Origin of the sequence: Arthrobacter sp. NicSoilB4 (genome assembly GCF_019977335.1) — a bacterium.
GTDB lineage: Bacteria > Actinomycetota > Actinomycetes > Actinomycetales > Micrococcaceae > Arthrobacter.
In genome coordinates, this window is the sequence record NZ_AP024653.1 from 1,980,478 (window position 1) to 1,997,488 (window position 17,011).

14 protein-coding genes are annotated in these 17,011 nt (G+C 65.9%); 11 read left to right on the forward strand and 3 right to left on the reverse strand.

Annotated elements, in window-relative coordinates; translation table 11 throughout:
* Positions 1 to 145 precede the first annotated feature (145 nt).
* From LDO13_RS08925 to LDO13_RS08945, 5 genes are all read left to right on the forward strand, one after another.
* Positions 146 to 1,015, forward strand: coding sequence for a universal stress protein (locus LDO13_RS08925; protein ID WP_224049631.1), 870 nt, complete (start codon positions 146 to 148; stop codon positions 1,013 to 1,015).
* A gap of 103 nt (positions 1,016 to 1,118) precedes the next feature.
* Positions 1,119 to 1,802, forward strand: coding sequence for a hypothetical protein (locus LDO13_RS08930; RefSeq protein WP_224049632.1), 684 nt, complete (start codon positions 1,119 to 1,121; stop codon positions 1,800 to 1,802).
* 181 nt (positions 1,803 to 1,983) lie between these two features.
* Complete coding sequence (locus tag LDO13_RS08935) at positions 1,984 to 3,198, forward strand: inorganic phosphate transporter (protein WP_275960813.1); 1,215 nt, start codon at positions 1,984 to 1,986, stop codon at positions 3,196 to 3,198.
* A complete protein-coding gene (locus LDO13_RS08940; RefSeq protein WP_224049633.1) occupies positions 3,198 to 3,419 on the forward strand; it encodes a hypothetical protein in 222 nt (73 codons plus the stop codon). Before LDO13_RS08935 ends, LDO13_RS08940 begins: the two co-directional genes overlap by 1 nt.
* 86 nt (positions 3,420 to 3,505) lie before the next feature.
* Entirely contained in the window at positions 3,506 to 4,057 is a 552-nt protein-coding gene (locus tag LDO13_RS08945) for a dihydrofolate reductase family protein (protein WP_224049634.1), read from the forward strand.
* Between the two features lie 47 nt (positions 4,058 to 4,104).
* Here LDO13_RS08945 and LDO13_RS08950 read toward each other — a convergent pair whose 3' ends face one another.
* Positions 4,105 to 4,569 carry a hotdog fold thioesterase gene (locus LDO13_RS08950; protein ID WP_224049635.1) on the reverse strand — a complete coding sequence of 155 codons (465 nt, stop codon included), beginning with the start codon at positions 4,567 to 4,569 and terminating at the stop codon, positions 4,105 to 4,107.
* A gap of 268 nt (positions 4,570 to 4,837) precedes the next feature.
* Here LDO13_RS08950 and polA point away from each other — a divergent pair, with 268 nt between their 5' ends.
* From polA to rpsA, 3 genes are all read left to right on the forward strand, one after another.
* The gene (gene polA / locus LDO13_RS08955) at positions 4,838 to 7,480 is read left to right on the forward strand and encodes a DNA polymerase I (RefSeq protein WP_263422161.1); all 2,643 of its coding nucleotides are present in this window, start codon (positions 4,838 to 4,840) and stop codon (positions 7,478 to 7,480) included.
* A 47-nt stretch (positions 7,481 to 7,527) separates the two neighbouring features.
* A complete protein-coding gene (locus LDO13_RS08960) occupies positions 7,528 to 8,817 on the forward strand; it encodes a GNAT family N-acetyltransferase (protein ID WP_224046435.1) in 1,290 nt (429 codons plus the stop codon).
* A gap of 223 nt (positions 8,818 to 9,040) precedes the next feature.
* The gene (gene rpsA / locus LDO13_RS08965) at positions 9,041 to 10,516 is read left to right on the forward strand and encodes a 30S ribosomal protein S1 (protein WP_224046436.1); all 1,476 of its coding nucleotides are present in this window, start codon (positions 9,041 to 9,043) and stop codon (positions 10,514 to 10,516) included.
* Positions 10,517 to 11,145: 629 nt separating this feature from the next.
* Here the strand turns inward: rpsA and LDO13_RS08970 are convergent.
* Together LDO13_RS08970 and LDO13_RS08975 are read right to left on the reverse strand one after the other, a co-directional pair.
* A complete protein-coding gene (locus tag LDO13_RS08970; protein ID WP_224046437.1) occupies positions 11,146 to 11,670 on the reverse strand; it encodes a GNAT family N-acetyltransferase in 525 nt (174 codons plus the stop codon).
* Complete coding sequence (locus LDO13_RS08975; protein ID WP_224046438.1) at positions 11,654 to 12,355, reverse strand: YigZ family protein; 702 nt, start codon at positions 12,353 to 12,355, stop codon at positions 11,654 to 11,656. The genes LDO13_RS08970 and LDO13_RS08975 overlap by 17 nt, the downstream gene beginning before the upstream one ends.
* 22 nt (positions 12,356 to 12,377) lie before the next feature.
* On the opposite strand from LDO13_RS08975, the gene coaE reads away from it, so the two are divergent.
* The 3 genes from coaE to LDO13_RS08990 all read left to right on the forward strand — a co-directional run bounded on the left by coaE (position 12,378) and on the right by LDO13_RS08990 (position 16,996).
* Complete coding sequence (coaE, locus tag LDO13_RS08980) at positions 12,378 to 13,667, forward strand: dephospho-CoA kinase (RefSeq protein WP_224046439.1); 1,290 nt, start codon at positions 12,378 to 12,380, stop codon at positions 13,665 to 13,667.
* A 41-nt stretch (positions 13,668 to 13,708) separates the two neighbouring features.
* Positions 13,709 to 15,790, forward strand: a complete 2,082-nt coding sequence (gene uvrB, locus LDO13_RS08985) for an excinuclease ABC subunit UvrB (protein ID WP_224046440.1) — start codon at positions 13,709 to 13,711, stop codon at positions 15,788 to 15,790.
* 177 nt (positions 15,791 to 15,967) lie between these two features.
* Positions 15,968 to 16,996, forward strand: a complete 1,029-nt coding sequence (locus LDO13_RS08990; RefSeq protein WP_224046441.1) for a TerC family protein — start codon at positions 15,968 to 15,970, stop codon at positions 16,994 to 16,996.
* Positions 16,997 to 17,011: the final 15 nt, after the last annotated feature.

The following is a 17,011-nucleotide window of genomic DNA, read 5'->3' on the forward strand; positions in this document are numbered from 1 at the left end:
CGTGGCGCGCAAGGGGAGTGAAGGGCTTAAGGCCCTAACCGGGGGTCAGGGCCCGGCGCACACTGAAGTGTCGGCGGACCACGGTGCTGCCGTCCCATCATGCGATGCAGATCTGTCCGCGCCATGGAAAAGAGCAGGATTCAGAATGAACAAGCCAATCGTTGTCGGTATAAACGGATCAGCCGGAAGCGAGGCCGCGCTGACGTGGGCCCTGGAGCGGGCGGCCCGGGACAAGGTTCCGGTCATCGCCATCCACGCGGTGGATGACCGCTGGATTTCCCCGGACTTCCAGTACCACGAGATCATCAGGCAGGCGGGCATGGAGCTGCTCCAGAAGGCGCAGGCCAGCGCCAGCGAGCAGGCACCCGAAGTGAAGGTGGACATCCAACTCCGCCACGGCAGCGGCGGTTCAGTCCTGCGGGAGGTATCCAAAGAAGCCTCCCTGGTGGTGGTCGGCGAACATGACAAGCACTGGATGGACGGCGGTCCCCTCACGGACCGCGCCCTGCAGATCGTCTCCGCCTCGGAAATCCCCGCCGCCGTGATCCCGCTCAAGCGCGGGGCAGGGGCCACCGGCGTCGTGGTGGGCGTGGACGGCTCCGAGGAGTCCCTGCAGGCGGTCGAGTTCGCCGCCGCGGAAGCGGACAAAGGCGGCGACGAACTGACCGTGGTCCTCGCCTTCCGCAGGCCGGCCCGCTGGGTCGAAAGCCAGTTGCCGAAGAGCGGCCTCGCCGAATCGATCCTCGAGGAGGACCGGATTGTGCTGGCGGAATCCGTTGCCGGGCTGGGAGACAAGTATCCGGACCTGGTGGTCCACCAGCGATTGGAGACCGACACGGAGCCGGCCAAGGCACTTGTCGAAGCCGCCAAGGAGGCCCGGCTCCTGGTCATCGGCAGCCGCGGCCGCGGTGGGTTCTCCCGGATGGTGCTCGGCTCCACGGCCCACGCCGTCCTGCTCAACGTGCCGTGCCCGACCATTGTCACGCGGGTGCACAAGGTCAAGCACGAGGATTGACAGCCGGCTCGGCTGGCGGCCATCGGGGAGTCTCCTCACACGAGGAGGCTCTCCCTGTGGCCTGACCCTTGAGCCTGTCCGGGGCGGGTGGGAGGATGATGCAGTGGAGCCCTTCTTCGATTTCGTCGGCCACTTCTGGTGGCTCATCTTCCCGCTGAGCGGGCTGTTCGGAGGCTGGGCGCGCTCCTGGTCCAGGGCCAGCGAACGCCGGCACCGCCGCCGGGTTGAGCTCTACAAGCTCCGCAACCGGGCCGCGGAGGTGGAGCAGGCCAGCCGGTCCCAAGTCCGGCAGCTCATGGACAGCCACGACTCAGTCAACCGGCGGTGGCTCGACTACGAGCTGGACGTCGGAAAGCTCATCGACTTTCCGGTCATGACCGACGTTCGTGAACCCCTGACCGTGGCATTCCTCCGGGCGAAGCGGCTGGCCGACGGCCTGCGCCCGGGAGCCCCGGAGGACATCACGACGGCGGCACGGCTGGCCGAGTATCGGGAAGCCGTCAACGGCTACGAACTCGCATTCGACGTCGCCGAGCGGGAAGCCAAGCGGATCAGGGACAGCAATTTCACCGGACCGGAACGGGAGCGCCTCGCAACAGCCCGGAAGCTGCTGCGGATCGCTTCGGACGCCGGCGCCACACCCGCGGAACGGCAAACGGCATACAAACGTGCCCGGCGCGAACTGGACGGGCTGATTGTCCTGCCGGACGCCACCCTGGCCGCGCTGGAGGAAAAAATCGCCGGCATGATCGACGCCGGGAAGTCGCCCGATCTGCACTATGGCTGACGGAGGGGCTGCCCACGGGCTTCTCCGGTGCTTGTTTTGCCCTGATGCCAATGCCCCGTACGCTTTAACGGGTCAGGCAATTTTGCTGAACGCCGCACATCCTCCCGGTAGATCCCGGATGAACTATGCCGGCAGCGGGGAATGAAACCTCTGACCGTCGACTCTGCAGATTGGGCAACAGGTGGAAATCACCATCATGGTGGCGCTGGTAATAACCTTGGCGCTTTTTTTTGACTTCACCAACGGATTCCATGACACCGCCAATGCGATGGCCACGCCCATCGCCACCGGTGCCATCAAACCCAAAATGGCTGTCGCACTCGCGGCGGTGCTGAACCTGGTGGGTGCTTTCCTGTCCACGGAAGTGGCGAAGACCGTCTCCGGCGGCATCATCAAGGAAGGCTCGGAAGGGGTCCAGATCACCCCGGACATCATTTTCGCCGGACTGATGGGCGCCATCCTCTGGAACATGATCACCTGGCTCAAGGGCCTGCCATCGAGTTCCTCGCACGCGCTCTTCGGCGGCCTGATCGGCGCAGCCATTGCCGGCATCGGCATCCACTCGATCAACTTCGAGAGCCTGATGCAGAAGGTGATCCTCCCCGCGATTTTCGCGCCGATCATCGCCGGCGCCGTGGCGTACCTGTGCACGAAGCTGGCCTACGCGCTGACTTCCCGCCACGACCCGGAGTCGGGCAGCAAGCTTACGCAGAAGCGCGGCGGCTTCCGCAATGGCCAGATCTTCACGTCCAGCCTGGTAGCCCTCGCTCACGGCACGAACGATGCCCAGAAGACCATGGGCATCATCACGCTGGTCCTGATCGCAGCGGGCACCCAGGCGCCCGGTACCGGACCGCAGTTCTGGGTCATCGCCTCGTGTGCCTTCGCCATCGCGATCGGCACGTACACCGGCGGCTGGCGGATTATCCGCACCATGGGGTCCGGCCTCACCGACGTGAAACCCGCCCAGGGCTTCTCGGCCGAGAGCAGCACGGCCTCAGCCATCCTTGCCTCGTCCCACCTCGGGTTCGCCCTTTCCACCACCCAGGTGGCCTCCGGCTCGGTCATCGGTTCGGGCATGGGACGCCGCGGCACCACTGTCCGGTGGGGAACGGCCGGAAGGATTGCACTCGGCTGGCTCTTCACCCTCCCTGCCGCCGGCATCGTGGGGGCACTGACGGCCATGCTGGTGCAGACCGGCGTCGTAGGCGTCGTCGTCGCCGCAGTGGCCGGCACCGCGGCCGTGCTGTACATGTTCCTCCACTCCAAGAAATCCCCTGTCGGGCACCACAACGCCGTCGCGGTTGAGGAAGCCGGCCAGGCTGTGCGGTTCCGCAAGAAGAAGAAAGCCGTGTCTGTCAGCAGGGCCAGTGACGAACCGAAGGGCGAACTGTAATGAAGTGGCTGGAACTGGTTCAGGTGGCGGGAGCAACGCTCGTCGCGGCAGTGACCGTCGTGGTTCTGTACTCCCTGGGGGTCCGTCTCACCGCCATCGCCGGTGACGTGAGTGAACGAAAGCCGGCCTGGGTGCGGCCGCTCGCCTATGTGTGCTTCGGCCTGTGCGGCCTGGCCGTGCTGTTCGGCCTGTACCTGATCATTCCCTACTTCAGCAAGTAGCCGGCACGGCGCCGGGCTGCGCACCGCACGCGCCCTGCTGCGCGGGCAGGATGGGCACCCCGGCAGGAATTGGCTAGGCTGGGGCCATGCCTGGTTTCCAGTATTTTGTGGCGTCCTCGCTGGACGGTTTCATCGCCACCGGAGATGACAATCTGGACTGGTTGCTCCAGTTCGACGGTTTCGACGGCGGTCAGGAGAGCTACGACAGCTTCATGGCCGACGTCGGCTGCATCGTGATGGGTGGCGACACCTATGCCTGGCTGCGGAAGCACGAACCGGACACCTGGCCGTATCCCGCGACGCCGTGCTGGGTGTTTACCCACCACGAGCACTCAGCCCCCAAAGGCGCTGACGTGACCTTCGTCCGCGGCCCGGTTGCCGAATTCCTTGAGGATCTCAGGGCCGGCGCGGCAGGCAAGAACGTCTGGATCGTGGGCGGCGGGGTCCTGGCCGCCCAGTTCGCGGACGCCGGAGCCCTCGACGAGATCATCATCTCGATCATTCCGGTGGTGCTGGGCAGCGGCAAGGCGGTACTGCCGGTGTCGGGTCCGACGGCGCCGCTGGAGTTGCTCTCCTCGCACACCATGGGCCGCGGCATCGTGGAGCTGCGCTACCGCTTCGGGGGCGTCCCGGCCTAGGGCCTGGGCGCTCCGCTGCCTGTGCGTCGTGCCCGTGTGCTTAGTGCCTACGCGCCGATGTCGCGGATCAGGTTGGTGATGCGCGCCGTGGACAGCCGGCGGCCCAGTTCGTCCGTCATCACGACCTCGTGCGTGGTGAGCGTCCGGCCGAGGTGGATTGCCGTACACGTCCCGGTCACGGTGCCCGACGTGATGGCCCGGTGATGCGTGGCGCTGACGTCGATCCCCAGGGCCTGCCGCCGCGGCCCGGCGTGCATTCCTGCCGCAAACGAACCCAGGGTTTCGGCCAGGACCACGTGGGCGCCGCCGTGCAGGATCCCGGCGACCTGGGTGTTGCCTTCCACCGGCATGGTGGCAACTGTCCGCTCCGGACTCATCTCCAGGAAATGGATCCCCATCTTCACCACCAGGGCGCCCACGCCGTATTGTCCCAGCCATTCGTGCAGGTCCTCGGGAATCCCGGCAGCCGCCAGTTCGGCCGCGAACGGGCCCGGCGTGAAATTGTCCGTCATGGCAACTAGGCTGGCACCTGTGAGCGAAACTACCAAACCGGCCACTGCCCCCCATTCTGCTGCCCTTGATTCTGCTGCCGTCGATTCTGCTGCCCTCCTGTCCGCGGACACCGCGGTGGACCTTCTCCCGGCAACTGGGACCGCAGCAGTGGCTGCGGCCAAGCCCGCCCGGAAGTCCAGCCGGGCCGCGGCGTCGGTTTCCGCCACTGAGGCGCCCGTGATTCCGATCACGGACCAGCCCCGCCTCCTGGTCCTGGACGGTCACTCGATGGCATTCCGGGCGTTCTTTGCGCTCCCCGCGGACAAGTTCTCCACCGCCACAGGGCAGCACACCAATGCGATCCACGGATTTACCTCCATGCTCATCAACCTGATCAAGGAGCAGAAGCCGACACACGTCGCCGTGGCCTTCGACGTCTCGGACGACACCACCCACCGCAAGGCCGAGTACAGCGACTACAAGGGCGGACGCAACGAGACCCCCCGGGAGATGAGCGGCCAGATTGACCTCATCGACAAAGTCATGGGCGCGTGGGGGATCAAGACCATCAAGATGCCAGGCTATGAAGCTGATGACATCCTGGCCACTCTCGCCGCCATGGGTGAAAAAGCAGGCTTCGAGGTGCTGCTCGTGTCGGGCGACCGTGACGCCTTCCAGCTGATCACGGACAACGTTTTTGTCCTGTACCCGAGGAAGGGCGTCAGCGACATTCCCAGGATGGATGCGACGGCCATCCAGGAAAAGTACTTCGTCAGCCCCGCCCAGTATTCCGACCTGGCAGCCTTGGTGGGGGAGTCCGCTGACAACCTCCCCGGCGTCCCGGGCGTCGGCCCCAAGACGGCGGCCAAGTGGATTAACCTGTATGGCGGGCTGGAGGGGGTCCTGGCGAACCTTGACGCGATCGGCGGAAAGGTGGGGGACTCGCTCCGGGAAAACGTGGACGAGGTCAAGCGCAACCGCCGGTTGAACCGGCTCCACACTGACCTCGACCTCCCGGTGACCCTGGACGAGCTTGCGGAACCGCGGCCGGACCAGGCCGCGCTCGAGGAATTGTTCGACGCACTCGAATTCAAGACCATCCGCACGCGGCTCTTTGCCCTGTACGGCAGTGAAGTTCCTGAAGCGGAGCGGGAAAGCCTCGAAACCCCCGATTTCGTGATCCCCGCGGACGCTGCCGAGCTGGCTGCCTTCCTCGAGTCCGGGGCCGGCCAGCGCTGCGCCGTCGCCGTCGACGTCGTGCCCGGCCGGATCGGCGAAGATGCCGCCGCCCTGGCCATCGTCCATAACGACGGGGCCGCCTACATCGACCTTGCCAGCCAGGACGCGGCTGCCGAAAACGTCCTGGCCGGCTGGCTCAGGGACGCCGGCGTGGCCAAAGTCATGCACGGCTACAAAGCCGCCCTCAAGGCGCTCTCCAGCCGCGGCCTCGGCCTGGAAGGCGTCGTGGACGACACGTCCATCTCCGGATACCTCATCCAGCCCGACCGCCGCAGCTATGAACTCGCCGAACTTGCCCAGCACCACCTCAACATCAGCGTATCGACCGAGGCGGCCAAGGCCGGCCAGCTTGAGCTGGCGTTCGACGGCGAGGACGACGCCGCCGCTGCCGGCGCGCTGGTCCATGTGGCCGCCGTCGTGCGTGCCCTCAGCCGGTACTTCGAGACGGAACTGGCCGAACGCAAAGCCCAGGACCTCCTGACCACCCTTGAGCTGCCTGTCAGCCGCGTTCTTGCCGACATGGAACTGTCGGGGATCGCGATCGACATGGGGCGCATGGACGAGCAGGTGGCGGATCTCGGCAAGGTGATCGACAACGCCCAGGAGCTCGCCTTCGCCGCGATCGGCCACGAGGTGAACCTCGGGTCGCCCAAGCAGCTGCAGACCGTGCTCTTCGAGGAGCTGGGGCTGCCGAAGACCAAGAAGATCAAGTCCGGCTACACCACCGACGCCGCGTCTTTGAAGAACCTGCTGGAGAAGACGGGCCACGAATTCCTGGTCCAGCTCATGGCGCACCGCGAGTCATCGAAGCTGCGGCAGATGCTGGAATCGCTGAAGAAGTCCGTCACGGACGACGGCCGGATCCACACCACGTATGCGCAGAACGTCGCAGCCACGGGCCGGATCTCCTCCAATAACCCGAACCTGCAGAACATCCCCATCCGCAGCGAGGAAGGCCGGCGGGTCCGCGGCATCTTTGTGGTCAGCGAGGGCTATGACTGCCTGCTGTCCGCGGACTACTCGCAGATCGAGATGCGCATCATGGCCCACCTTTCCGGCGATCCGGGGCTGATCCAGGCCTACCAGGACGGCGAAGACCTGCACCGGTTCGTGGGCTCCAACATCTTCCATGTGCCCACCGACCAGGTGACCAGTGCGATGCGCTCCAAGGTCAAGGCCATGTCCTATGGCCTGGCCTACGGCCTGACGTCGTTCGGCCTCTCCAAGCAGCTTGAGATCTCCGTCGACGAGGCGCGGACACTGATGAAGGACTACTTCGACCGGTTCGGCGCCGTCCGTGATTACCTCCGCGGTGTGGTGGACCAGGCCAGGATCGACGGCTACACGGCAACCATCGAAGGCCGCCGCCGCTACCTGCCGGACCTCACCAGCACCGACCGGCAGCTGCGCGAGAACGCGGAGCGCATCGCGCTGAACTCGCCCATCCAGGGCTCCGCCGCGGACATCATCAAACGCGCGATGCTCGGCGTCGCCGGCGCCCTGACGGACCAGGGATTGAAATCGCGCATGTTGCTGCAGGTCCATGATGAACTGGTCCTCGAAGTGGCGCACGGCGAGCGTGAGGCCGTGGAGAAGCTTGTAACGGAGCAGATGGGTGCCGCAGCGAAGCTGACGGTGCCGCTCGACGTCCAGATCGGCATCGGCTCCAGCTGGTACGAGGCCGGGCACTGACGCTGCTTCGATTGGGCAATTGGCAGTATTCCTAGGGGGAGAGCTACGTGGCTGAGAAGTATGAGATCCGGCGGTTCCGAGCGGCCGAAAAGGGCGAACCGGACTACGCGCTGGGGGTGGACTGGCTGCGCGGCGTCGGCGTCGGGTTCTACGACGAACGGCACAAAGACGAGTTCGTGGACAAGGTCATGGCCATGTACCGGGTGGACAACCGTGAGATGACCGGCGTCTACCAGACGGGTGCCGTTGCCGCCCACTCCCTGGCAGCCGATATCCCCGTGGCGACCTTCGGGACCCTGCGCAAGGACCTCAACGTCGGCTTCGGCCGGCGGCTCGAAGCGCAGCTGATCACCGCCGTGACCGTCCGCGGAACGCACCGCCGGCAAGGACTTCTGCGCCGGATGATGACCGAGGACCTGGCCGCGTCGAAGGCCGACGGCCTGGCCATTGCTGCGCTGACGGCCTCGGAGGCGTCAATTTACGGGCGGTTCGGCTTCGGCGTCGCGACGTTCGAGCGCAGCGTCAAGGTGGACACCGGCCCGCGGTTTCGGCTGCGGCACACTCCCACAGGCACTGTGGAAATCGCCGACCGTAAGGTCCTGCTGGAACTGGCGCCGGAAGTCTTCGACCGCGTCCACCGGGTCACGCCGGGCTCCATTGTGCGGCAGGACGCCTACCGGCAGCGCAGCTCGGGAACCCTCGGCCGGGACGGCGCGGAGGACGAGGCGATCCGGTGCGCCCTGCACTACGACGCCGACGGCGGTGTGGACGGCTACGTCGCCTACAAGTTCTCCGGCTGGGACACCAAGCCCTTCACCATGGAAGTCATCGACCTCGTGGCGGCCACCGAATCCGGCTACCTGGAACTGTGGCAGTTCCTTGGCAGCATCGACATGATCCAGCGGGTCACCTGGGCCGAAGCCCCCGTGGACGATCCACTGACGTGGGCCCTGGAAGACCCGCGATGCATCGAGTCTTCAGAGAACGCCGACATGCTCTGGCTCCGCATCCTCGATACCGTCAAGGCCCTGGGCGCGAGGCGCTACTCGTCCGACGGAAGCCTGGTGCTGCGCGTCACGGATACCCTGGGGTTCGCCGCCGGGACGTTCACCCTGTCCGTGAGCGGAGGGGAGGCAAGCGTTGCGGAGGCTCCGGAAGGGGCGGAAGCCGACGTTACGCTCGACGTCGCGGACCTTGGATCGATCTATCTCGGCGCTGTCTGCCCGGTGACCCTCGCCGCTGCCGGGCGCATCACCGAGCACGCCGCCGGGGCGGCGCTGACGGCGCGGCTCATGTTCGCCGTCGAACGCGCACCGCACTGCCTGACGCACTTCTAGGGGCCCTCGCCGTCCCGTTGCAGTGGCCCGGTGCACCGTCCCGACGCGCTTTGACCCCCGTTCACGAAAGCGACTAGACTAAACGGGCGTGCACTACGTGCGCGCATCTACAATCCACAAATCAGGATGACCCGGCGTTTTGCCGTGTTCTGTGCCCGTGTCGCCGACGCGGGCGCAGCGGTTTGCCTGACCGACTAACTATCCACAACGGAGCCCCTACTACATGACCATCACCTCAACCGAGAAGCCCGGTACCCCCGTAGTCGCGATTAACGACATCGGTACCGCTGAGGACTTCCTCGCAGCAGTCGACGCCACCATCAAGTACTTCAACGACGGAGACCTCGTCGAAGGTACCGTCGTCAAGGTCGACCGCGACGAAGTTCTGCTCGACATCGGTTACAAGACCGAAGGTGTCATTCCCTCCCGCGAGCTGTCCATCAAGCACGATGTTGATCCCGGAGACGTCGTCTCCGTTGGCGATCTCGTCGAAGCCCTGGTGCTCACCAAGGAAGACAAAGAAGGCCGCCTGATCCTCTCCAAGAAGCGTGCTCAGTACGAGCGTGCCTGGGGCGACATCGAGAAGGTCAAGGAAGAAGACGGTGTCGTTACCGGTACCGTCATCGAGGTTGTCAAGGGTGGTCTTATCCTCGACATCGGTCTGCGCGGCTTCCTGCCCGCATCCCTCGTCGAGATGCGCCGTGTGCGCGACCTTGCTCCGTACATCGGTCAGCAGATCGAAGCCAAGATCATCGAGCTGGACAAGAACCGCAACAACGTTGTGCTGTCCCGCCGTGCCTGGCTCGAGCAGACCCAGTCCGAGGTTCGCTCCACGTTCCTCAACAAGCTGGAAAAGGGCCAGGTCCGTCCCGGCGTCGTTTCCTCCATCGTCAACTTCGGTGCCTTCGTGGACCTGGGCGGCGTGGACGGCCTCGTTCACGTTTCCGAGCTGTCCTGGAAGCACATCGACCACCCGTCCGAGGTTGTCGAAGTTGGCCAGGAAGTCACCGTCGAGGTCCTCGAGGTCGACCTGGACCGTGAGCGTGTTTCCCTGTCGCTCAAGGCTACGCAGGAAGATCCGTGGCAGACCTTCGCCCGCACCCACGCCCTCGGGCAGGTTGTTCCGGGTAAGGTCACCAAGCTGGTTCCGTTCGGCGCGTTCGTTCGCGTTGAAGACGGCATCGAAGGCCTGGTCCACATCTCCGAGCTCGCCGTGCGCCACGTTGAGCTGGCCGAGCAGGTTGTCTCCGTTGGCGACGAGCTGTTCGTCAAGGTCATCGACATCGACCTCGAACGCCGCCGCATCTCGCTGTCCCTCAAGCAGGCCAACGAGGGCGTCGACGCCGAGTCCACCGAATTCGATCCGGCTCTCTACGGCATGGCCGCAGAGTACGACGAAGAGGGCAACTACAAGTACCCGGAGGGCTTCGATCCGGAGTCCAACGAGTGGCTTGAAGGCTACGAGACGCAGCGCGCCGCCTGGGAGCAGCAGTACGCTGACGCCCAGACCCGCTGGGAAGCCCACAAGAAGCAGGTTGCCCAGCACGCTGCCGACGACGCTGCAGCTGCAACGTCCGGCGAGAGCGACTCCGGCACCACCAGCTACTCCTCCGAGCCTGCTGCAACCGAGACCGGTGCAGGCACGCTTGCTTCGGACGAGGCTCTCGCAGCACTGCGCGAGAAGCTGACCGGCAACTAATTGCCCACGTTCCCGGGGAGTCCGCTCCCCGGGGCTTGGCAGTTGCCAGCTTGAAGTAGCACCGTAAAGGTGGCCGTCCCCTCGGGGGCGGCCACTTTTCATTTAAGGACATGTCCAGTTGGGGACATGTCCAGCGGGCGCCCCTCTCCTGGGGACATGCCCATCGGCGGGTACCACACCCACGGGACATGCCCATTCCTGGGCGCGGCCACTGGACATAGAGGCAGTATGTCCAGTCCTGGGCCCGGACCTGGTGCATGCCCAGTTTTCCCGGGCTGCCTGAACCGAAGCCGGGGAGCATGTCCAGGCCACCGAGACGCCGCGTCCACGGGACATGTCCAGTGGTTCGCCGGGTGGATGGGCAGGATGGGTCTATGTCCATTGGTTGCGCGCAGGAGTGGGCATGCCCGGTTGGGACCGCGGTGGCCAACGTGGGACATGTCCAGTGGTTCGCCGGGCGGATGGGCAGGATGGGACTATGTCCATTGGTTGCGCGCAGGGGTGGGCATGCCCGGTTGGGACCGCGGTGGCCAACGTGGGACATGTCCAGTGGTTCGCCGGGCGGATGGGCAGGATGGGACTATGTCCATTGGTCGCAGCCAGGAGGGGGCATGTCCAGTGGCGGGACCTCAGCGGAGCGGAATCCTGGCCTTGACTGGAACCGCGGCGTCACCGGAGGCCTGGCCCTCGTCCAGCGTGGCGCCGGCGGAACGCAGGAGGACCAGGGCTGCGGTGTTCCCGGCTGTGGTGTCGGCTTCCAGCACCGCAGCACCGGACGCTGCGGCCCGGCCGATAACGAGGCGAAGGGCCTCCCGTGCGATTCCCTGGCCACGGAAGCTGCGTCCGAGCCAGATTCCGGTTTCCAGGGTGCCTTCGCCGGTCCGCTTGAGCCGGATGGATCCGGCCGGCTTCCCGTCGCAGCTGATCGCCCAGCTCTTTTGCTGCGCCGGCCCGTCGAGTCCCGCCGCAGCGTGGTGGTATTCCCGGAACCAGCTGATCCGTTCAGAATTCCAGCCGGCGGCACTGCCCAGCGGAGGCGTCACCTCGTCGGCGTCGGCGTCCTGGATCGCGAGGGTCAGCAGCTGCTCCAGGACCGCCTCGGAGACGTCCACGAGCCGGACCGTGGCAGGGGAGTGCTCAGCTGAGGGGGACATCGATCCACTCCGTTTCTCCAGGCCGCAACGCGGCCGTTCCGGCTGACAGTGCGGCGATCCGTTCACCCGCCTGGGCCAGATCCGCCGGAACGTCCGGCAGTGCAAGCCTCAAAACAGTAGTCTGCGCCTCGTAGCTGGTTTCGGCCATGACATAGCCCGCGGCGCGCAGATCATTCTCCAGCCGGCCGGCCGCCGTGTGGGGGACGGCCACTATGCAGATCCGCAACCGGCGGCGCTGCACCAGCGGCGCCCGGTCCAGGGCAGCGGTCACGGATTCGGAGTAGGCCCGCACGAGGCCGCCGGCACCAAGCAGGATCCCGCCGAAGTAGCGGACGACGACGGCGGTCACGTCGCTGAGGTCCGCCACGCCGGGGGCAGTCTCGCGTTTCAGCAGCGCGTCGAGCATCGGGATGCCCGCGGTGCCGGACGGCTCGCCGTCGTCGTTGGACCGCTGCACGCCGCGGTCCGGACCGAGCACGAACGCGGAGCAGTGGTGCCGGGCATCGTGGAACTCCTTGCGCAGCCCGGCGAGAACCGAACGGGCGCTCTCCTCATCCCCGGTGCGGCGCAGCACGGTGATGAAGCGGGAGCGTTTCACCTCGATCTCGTGGCGGAATTCCGGACCCGCGGCCAGGGTGGTGTAAACGGTGGCCCTGCTCTCCGGGAAAACCACGTCTTCAGCCACCGGATCAGTTTAGTCTGGTGGGGTGCTGAAAATCGGGTTGACGGGCGGCATCGCCTCAGGGAAGTCAGTGGCGGCCTCGCGCCTGCGCGAACTCGGCGCGGTGGTGATCGACGCCGACGCCCTGGCCCGCGAGGTGGTGGAACCCGGAACACCCGGACTCACACAGGTGGTCGGGGCCTTCAGCCGGGCCATCCTGGCGCCCGACGGCGGCCTGGACCGGCCGAAGCTCGGCGCCCTGGTCTTCGGCAACCCCGAACGGCTCGCGGTACTCAACGGCATCATCCACCCCCTCGTCCGGGAGCGCGCCGCCGCCCTGGCTGCCGGCGCCCCGAAAGGCGCGGTGGTGGTCCAGGACATCCCGCTGCTGGTCGAGACCGGCCAAGGCGCCAATTTCCATCTGGTGCTGGTGGTCGACGCCCCTGATAACGTCCGCGTGCAGCGCATGGTGCAGCACCGGCACCTGACCGCGGACGAAGCCAGGGCCAGGATGGCCGCCCAGGCCCCCCGTGACGAACGGCTGGCCGCGGCCGACGTCGTCCTGGACAACTCGGGTTCCAAGGACGAACTGCGGGACGCCGTGGACCGGCTCTGGAAGTTCCGGCTGGCACCGTTTGCGGAGAACCTGTCCAGGCACCGCCTCGCCCCGCGTGCCGGCGGGCCGGTGCTGGCACCCGCCAATCCGGACTGGCCCGCGCAGGCCGGCCGGCTCATCGCGCGCCTGCGGGCGGCCGTCGGAGAGGACATCCTGGCCCTGGACCATGTCGGGTCCACGGCCGTCCCGGGACTGCCCGCGAAGGACGTGCTCGATCTCCAGCTGGGGGTGGCGGACATGGCCGCCGCGGAGCGGATGGCACCGATGCTGGCCGACGCAGGTTTCCCGGCGTGGCCCGGCATATTCTCGGACAACCCCAAGCCCTCGCACCCCGACCCGGCGGACTGGCCGAAGCGCCTGCACGGCAACGCGGACCCCGGGCGGGCGGTCAACCTCCACGTCCGCGCTGTCGCGTCCCCGGGCTGGCGGTTTGCGCTCTGCTTCCGGGACTGGCTGCGCGACGACGCGGCTGCCCGGGCCGACTATCTTGCCGAGAAGCGCCGGGTCGCCAAGCTGCACGGCACGGACAAATCCACGGCACGGTACGCCGCCGACAAGGAAGGCTGGTTCACGGACTACGCCGCGCCGCGGATGGACGCGTGGGCCCGGCGCACGGGCTGGCGGCCGCCACCGTACGCCGCCGCCGAATCCGAGGCGCGCCCTGCGACCCGGCCGGAGGCGGACACAGACGGTGCTGGCTCCGGTACCGCCCAAAGCTGAATCAGGGGCATCCTGTCGCGGCACGGCGGTAGATTAGGTACATGAGTCTTGCGCAGCAGATCAACCGTGTCGTGGCGCCCTTTGAGGTCATCAGCGAGTTCAAGCCGGCGGGTGACCAGCCGGCCGCGATCGCCGAACTGACAGAACGCATCAACAACGGCGAGAAAGACGTCGTGCTGCTCGGTGCCACCGGTACCGGCAAGAGCGCGACGACGGCGTGGCTGATCGAGCAGGTGCAGCGGCCCACGCTGGTGATGGTGCAGAACAAGACCCTCGCGGCGCAGCTCGCCAACGAATTCCGCGAACTGCTCCCGAACAACGCCGTTGAGTACTTCGTCTCCTATTACGACTACTACCAGCCTGAGGCCTACGTGGCGCAGACGGACACCTTCATCGAGAAGGACTCCTCCGTCAACGAGGAAGTCGAGCGGCTCCGCCACTCGGCCACGAACGCGCTGCTGACCCGACGCGACGTGATCGTTGTGGCCACGGTGTCCTGCATCTACGGCCTCGGCACCCCGGAGGAGTACATCGCCGGCATGGTGACGCTCCGCAAGGGCGCGGAGATGAACCGGGACGACCTGCTCCGGAAGTTCGTCTCGATGCAGTACGCCCGCAACGACATGGACTTCCATCGCGGCACGTTCCGGGTCCGCGGTGACACGGTCGAAATCATCCCGATGTACGAGGAGCTGGCGATCCGGGTCGAGTTCTTCGGCGACGAGATCGAGAACATCTACACGCTGCACCCACTGACCGGCGAGGTGATCCGGGACGAGACCGAGATGTACGTCTTCCCGGCTTCCCACTACGTGGCCGGTCCGGAGCGTATGGGCCGGGCCATCAAGAGGATCGAGGACGAGCTCGCCGAGCGGCTCCAGGTCCTGGAGAGCCAGAACAAGCTGGTGGAGGCGCAGCGGCTCCGGATGCGCACCACGTACGACCTCGAAATGATGCAGCAAATGGGGTTCTGCAACGGCATTGAAAACTACTCCTCGCACATCGACGGACGTGCCCGCGGGACCGCGCCGCACTGCCTCATCGATTACTTCCCGGACGATTTCCTGCTGGTCATCGATGAATCGCACGTCACCGTGCCGCAGATCGGCGCCATGTACGAGGGCGACATGTCCCGCAAGCGGAACCTCGTGGACCACGGCTTCCGGCTGCCCTCGGCGATGGACAACCGCCCGCTCAAGTGGGACGAGTTCCAGGACCGGGTGGGCCAGACCGTGTACCTCTCGGCCACCCCCGGCAAGTACGAACTCGGCAAGGCGGACGGCTTTGTCCAACAGATCATCCGGCCCACCGGCCTGATCGACCCCGAGGTGATCGTCAAGCCCACCAAGGGCCAGATCGACGACCTGCTGGGTGAAATCCGGACCCGTACCGCGAAGAACGAACGCGTCCTGGTCACCACCCTGACGAAGCGGATGGCCGAGGACCTCACCGACTACCTGCTCGGCCACGGGGTCAAGGTCGAATACCTGCACTCCGACGTGGACACGCTCCGCCGCGTCGAACTGCTCCGTGAACTCCGGATGGGTGTCTTTGACGTGCTGGTCGGCATCAACCTGCTCCGTGAGGGCCTCGACCTGCCCGAGGTGTCGCTCGTGAGCATCCTCGACGCCGACAAGGAGGGCTTCCTGCGCTCCTCCACGTCGCTGATCCAGACCATCGGCCGCGCCGCCCGCAATGTCTCCGGCGAGGTGCACATGTATGCGGACAAGATCACCGACTCGATGGCGCACGCCATTGATGAAACTAACCGGCGCCGAGCGATCCAGGTCGCGTACAACACCGAAAAGGGGATCGACCCGCAACCGCTGCGGAAGAAGATCGCCGACATCACGGACCAGATCAACAAGGAGGACGCCGACACCCGCGAGCTGCTGGCCAGCGCCGGCAAGGCCCGCGGCAAGGGCAAGGGCGCGGCGAAGGTCCGGGCGGACGGCCTGGCGGCCGCGCCGGCCGAGGACCTGGTGGGGCTGATCGAACAGCTCACGGAACAGATGCATGCCGCCGCCGGTGAGCTCCAGTTCGAACTGGCCGCCCGGCTCCGTGACGAGGTCGGGGAACTCAAGAAGGAACTGCGCCAGATGCAGTCCGCCGGTCACGCCTAGGGTATTGTTGGGCAGACGTAGGGGAGTATCCCAAGCGCTACGATCGTCAACACGCACGGCACAGATGCCCTGCCGGGCGTAGCGGGCAGCCAGACAGTTCCAGGTATGCAGTACCGGACGTGCAGGCCAGTCGGAGAGACTTACACCGCACTGTCACACCCTGCGAAAGGTATCTTCGTGCCCGAACTTCCCGTCTGGTTTGAGGTCGGCTCCTTTGTCGTCCTCGGCATCATCCTTGCCATCGACCTGCTGCTGGTCCTCAAGCGCCCGCACGAGCCCTCCATGAAGGAGGCCGGGCTGTGGGTTGCCTTCTACATCGCCCTCGCCCTGGTCTTCGCCGGGGCCATGTTCGCTTTCACCGGCCCCGAGTATGGCGGCCAGTTCCTCGCCGGCTGGGTGACGGAATACAGCCTCAGCATCGACAACCTGTTTGTCTTCATCATCATCATGGCCCGCTTCTCGGTACCCCGTAAGTACCAGCAGGAAGTGCTGATGGTCGGCATCATCATCGCGCTGATCCTCCGCGGCATCTTCATCCTGCTCGGTGCCATTGTGATCGAACAGTTCAGCTGGGTCTTCTACATCTTCGGTGCCTTCCTGCTGTGGACCGCATGGAAGCAGGCCCAGGACGACGGCCACGAAGAAGAGGACAAGGAAAACCCGCTGATCGCCAGGATCCGCAAGGTCCTGCCCATGTCGGAAAAGTACGACGGCGGCAAACTCCGCACCGTAGTGGACGGCAAGAAGGTCTTCACACCCATGCTGATCGTCTTCGTGACCATCGGCCTGACGGACCTGCTCTTCGCAGTGGACTCCATCCCGGCCATCTTCGGCCTGACCCAGAGCGCGTTCATCGTCTTCACCGCCAACATCTTCGCCCTGATGGGCCTGCGGCAGCTGTACTTCCTCCTCGGCGGCCTCATGACGCGCCTGATCTACCTCAAGCACGCACTCTCGGTGATCCTCGCGTTCATCGGCGTGAAGCTGGTGCTGCACGCCATGCACGTCAACGAACTGCCCTTCATCAACGGCGGCCAGCACATCGAATGGGCCCCCGAGATCCCCACCTTCGTCTCCCTAGGGGTGATCATCGGGACCATCGTCATCGCCGTGATCGCCAGCCTGATCAGCTCCAAGGCAGCGCAGACGAAGATCGACGCCCGGCTCGACGAGGATTCCCGCAAGAGCCTGAGCGACGCAGAGTAGCCCCGTGGTTCGGCT

What these genes read in the sequence shown, in the direction of transcription:
- rpsA (WP_224046436.1), top strand. Translation starts at nt 9,041, where the DNA reads ATGACCATCACCTCAACCGAGAAGCCCGGTACCCCCGTAGTCGCGATT.
- LDO13_RS08940 (WP_224049633.1), top strand. Translation starts at nt 3,198, where the DNA reads ATGAAGTGGCTGGAACTGGTTCAGGTGGCGGGAGCAACGCTCGTCGCG.
- LDO13_RS08925 (WP_224049631.1), top strand. Translation starts at nt 146, where the DNA reads ATGAACAAGCCAATCGTTGTCGGTATAAACGGATCAGCCGGAAGCGAG.
- LDO13_RS08950 (WP_224049635.1), bottom strand. Translation starts at nt 4,569, where the DNA reads ATGACGGACAATTTCACGCCGGGCCCGTTCGCGGCCGAACTGGCGGCT.
- uvrB (WP_224046440.1), top strand. Translation starts at nt 13,709, where the DNA reads ATGAGTCTTGCGCAGCAGATCAACCGTGTCGTGGCGCCCTTTGAGGTC.
- LDO13_RS08945 (WP_224049634.1), top strand. Translation starts at nt 3,506, where the DNA reads ATGCCTGGTTTCCAGTATTTTGTGGCGTCCTCGCTGGACGGTTTCATC.
- polA (WP_263422161.1), top strand. Translation starts at nt 4,838, where the DNA reads ATGGCATTCCGGGCGTTCTTTGCGCTCCCCGCGGACAAGTTCTCCACC.
- LDO13_RS08970 (WP_224046437.1), bottom strand. Translation starts at nt 11,670, where the DNA reads ATGTCCCCCTCAGCTGAGCACTCCCCTGCCACGGTCCGGCTCGTGGAC.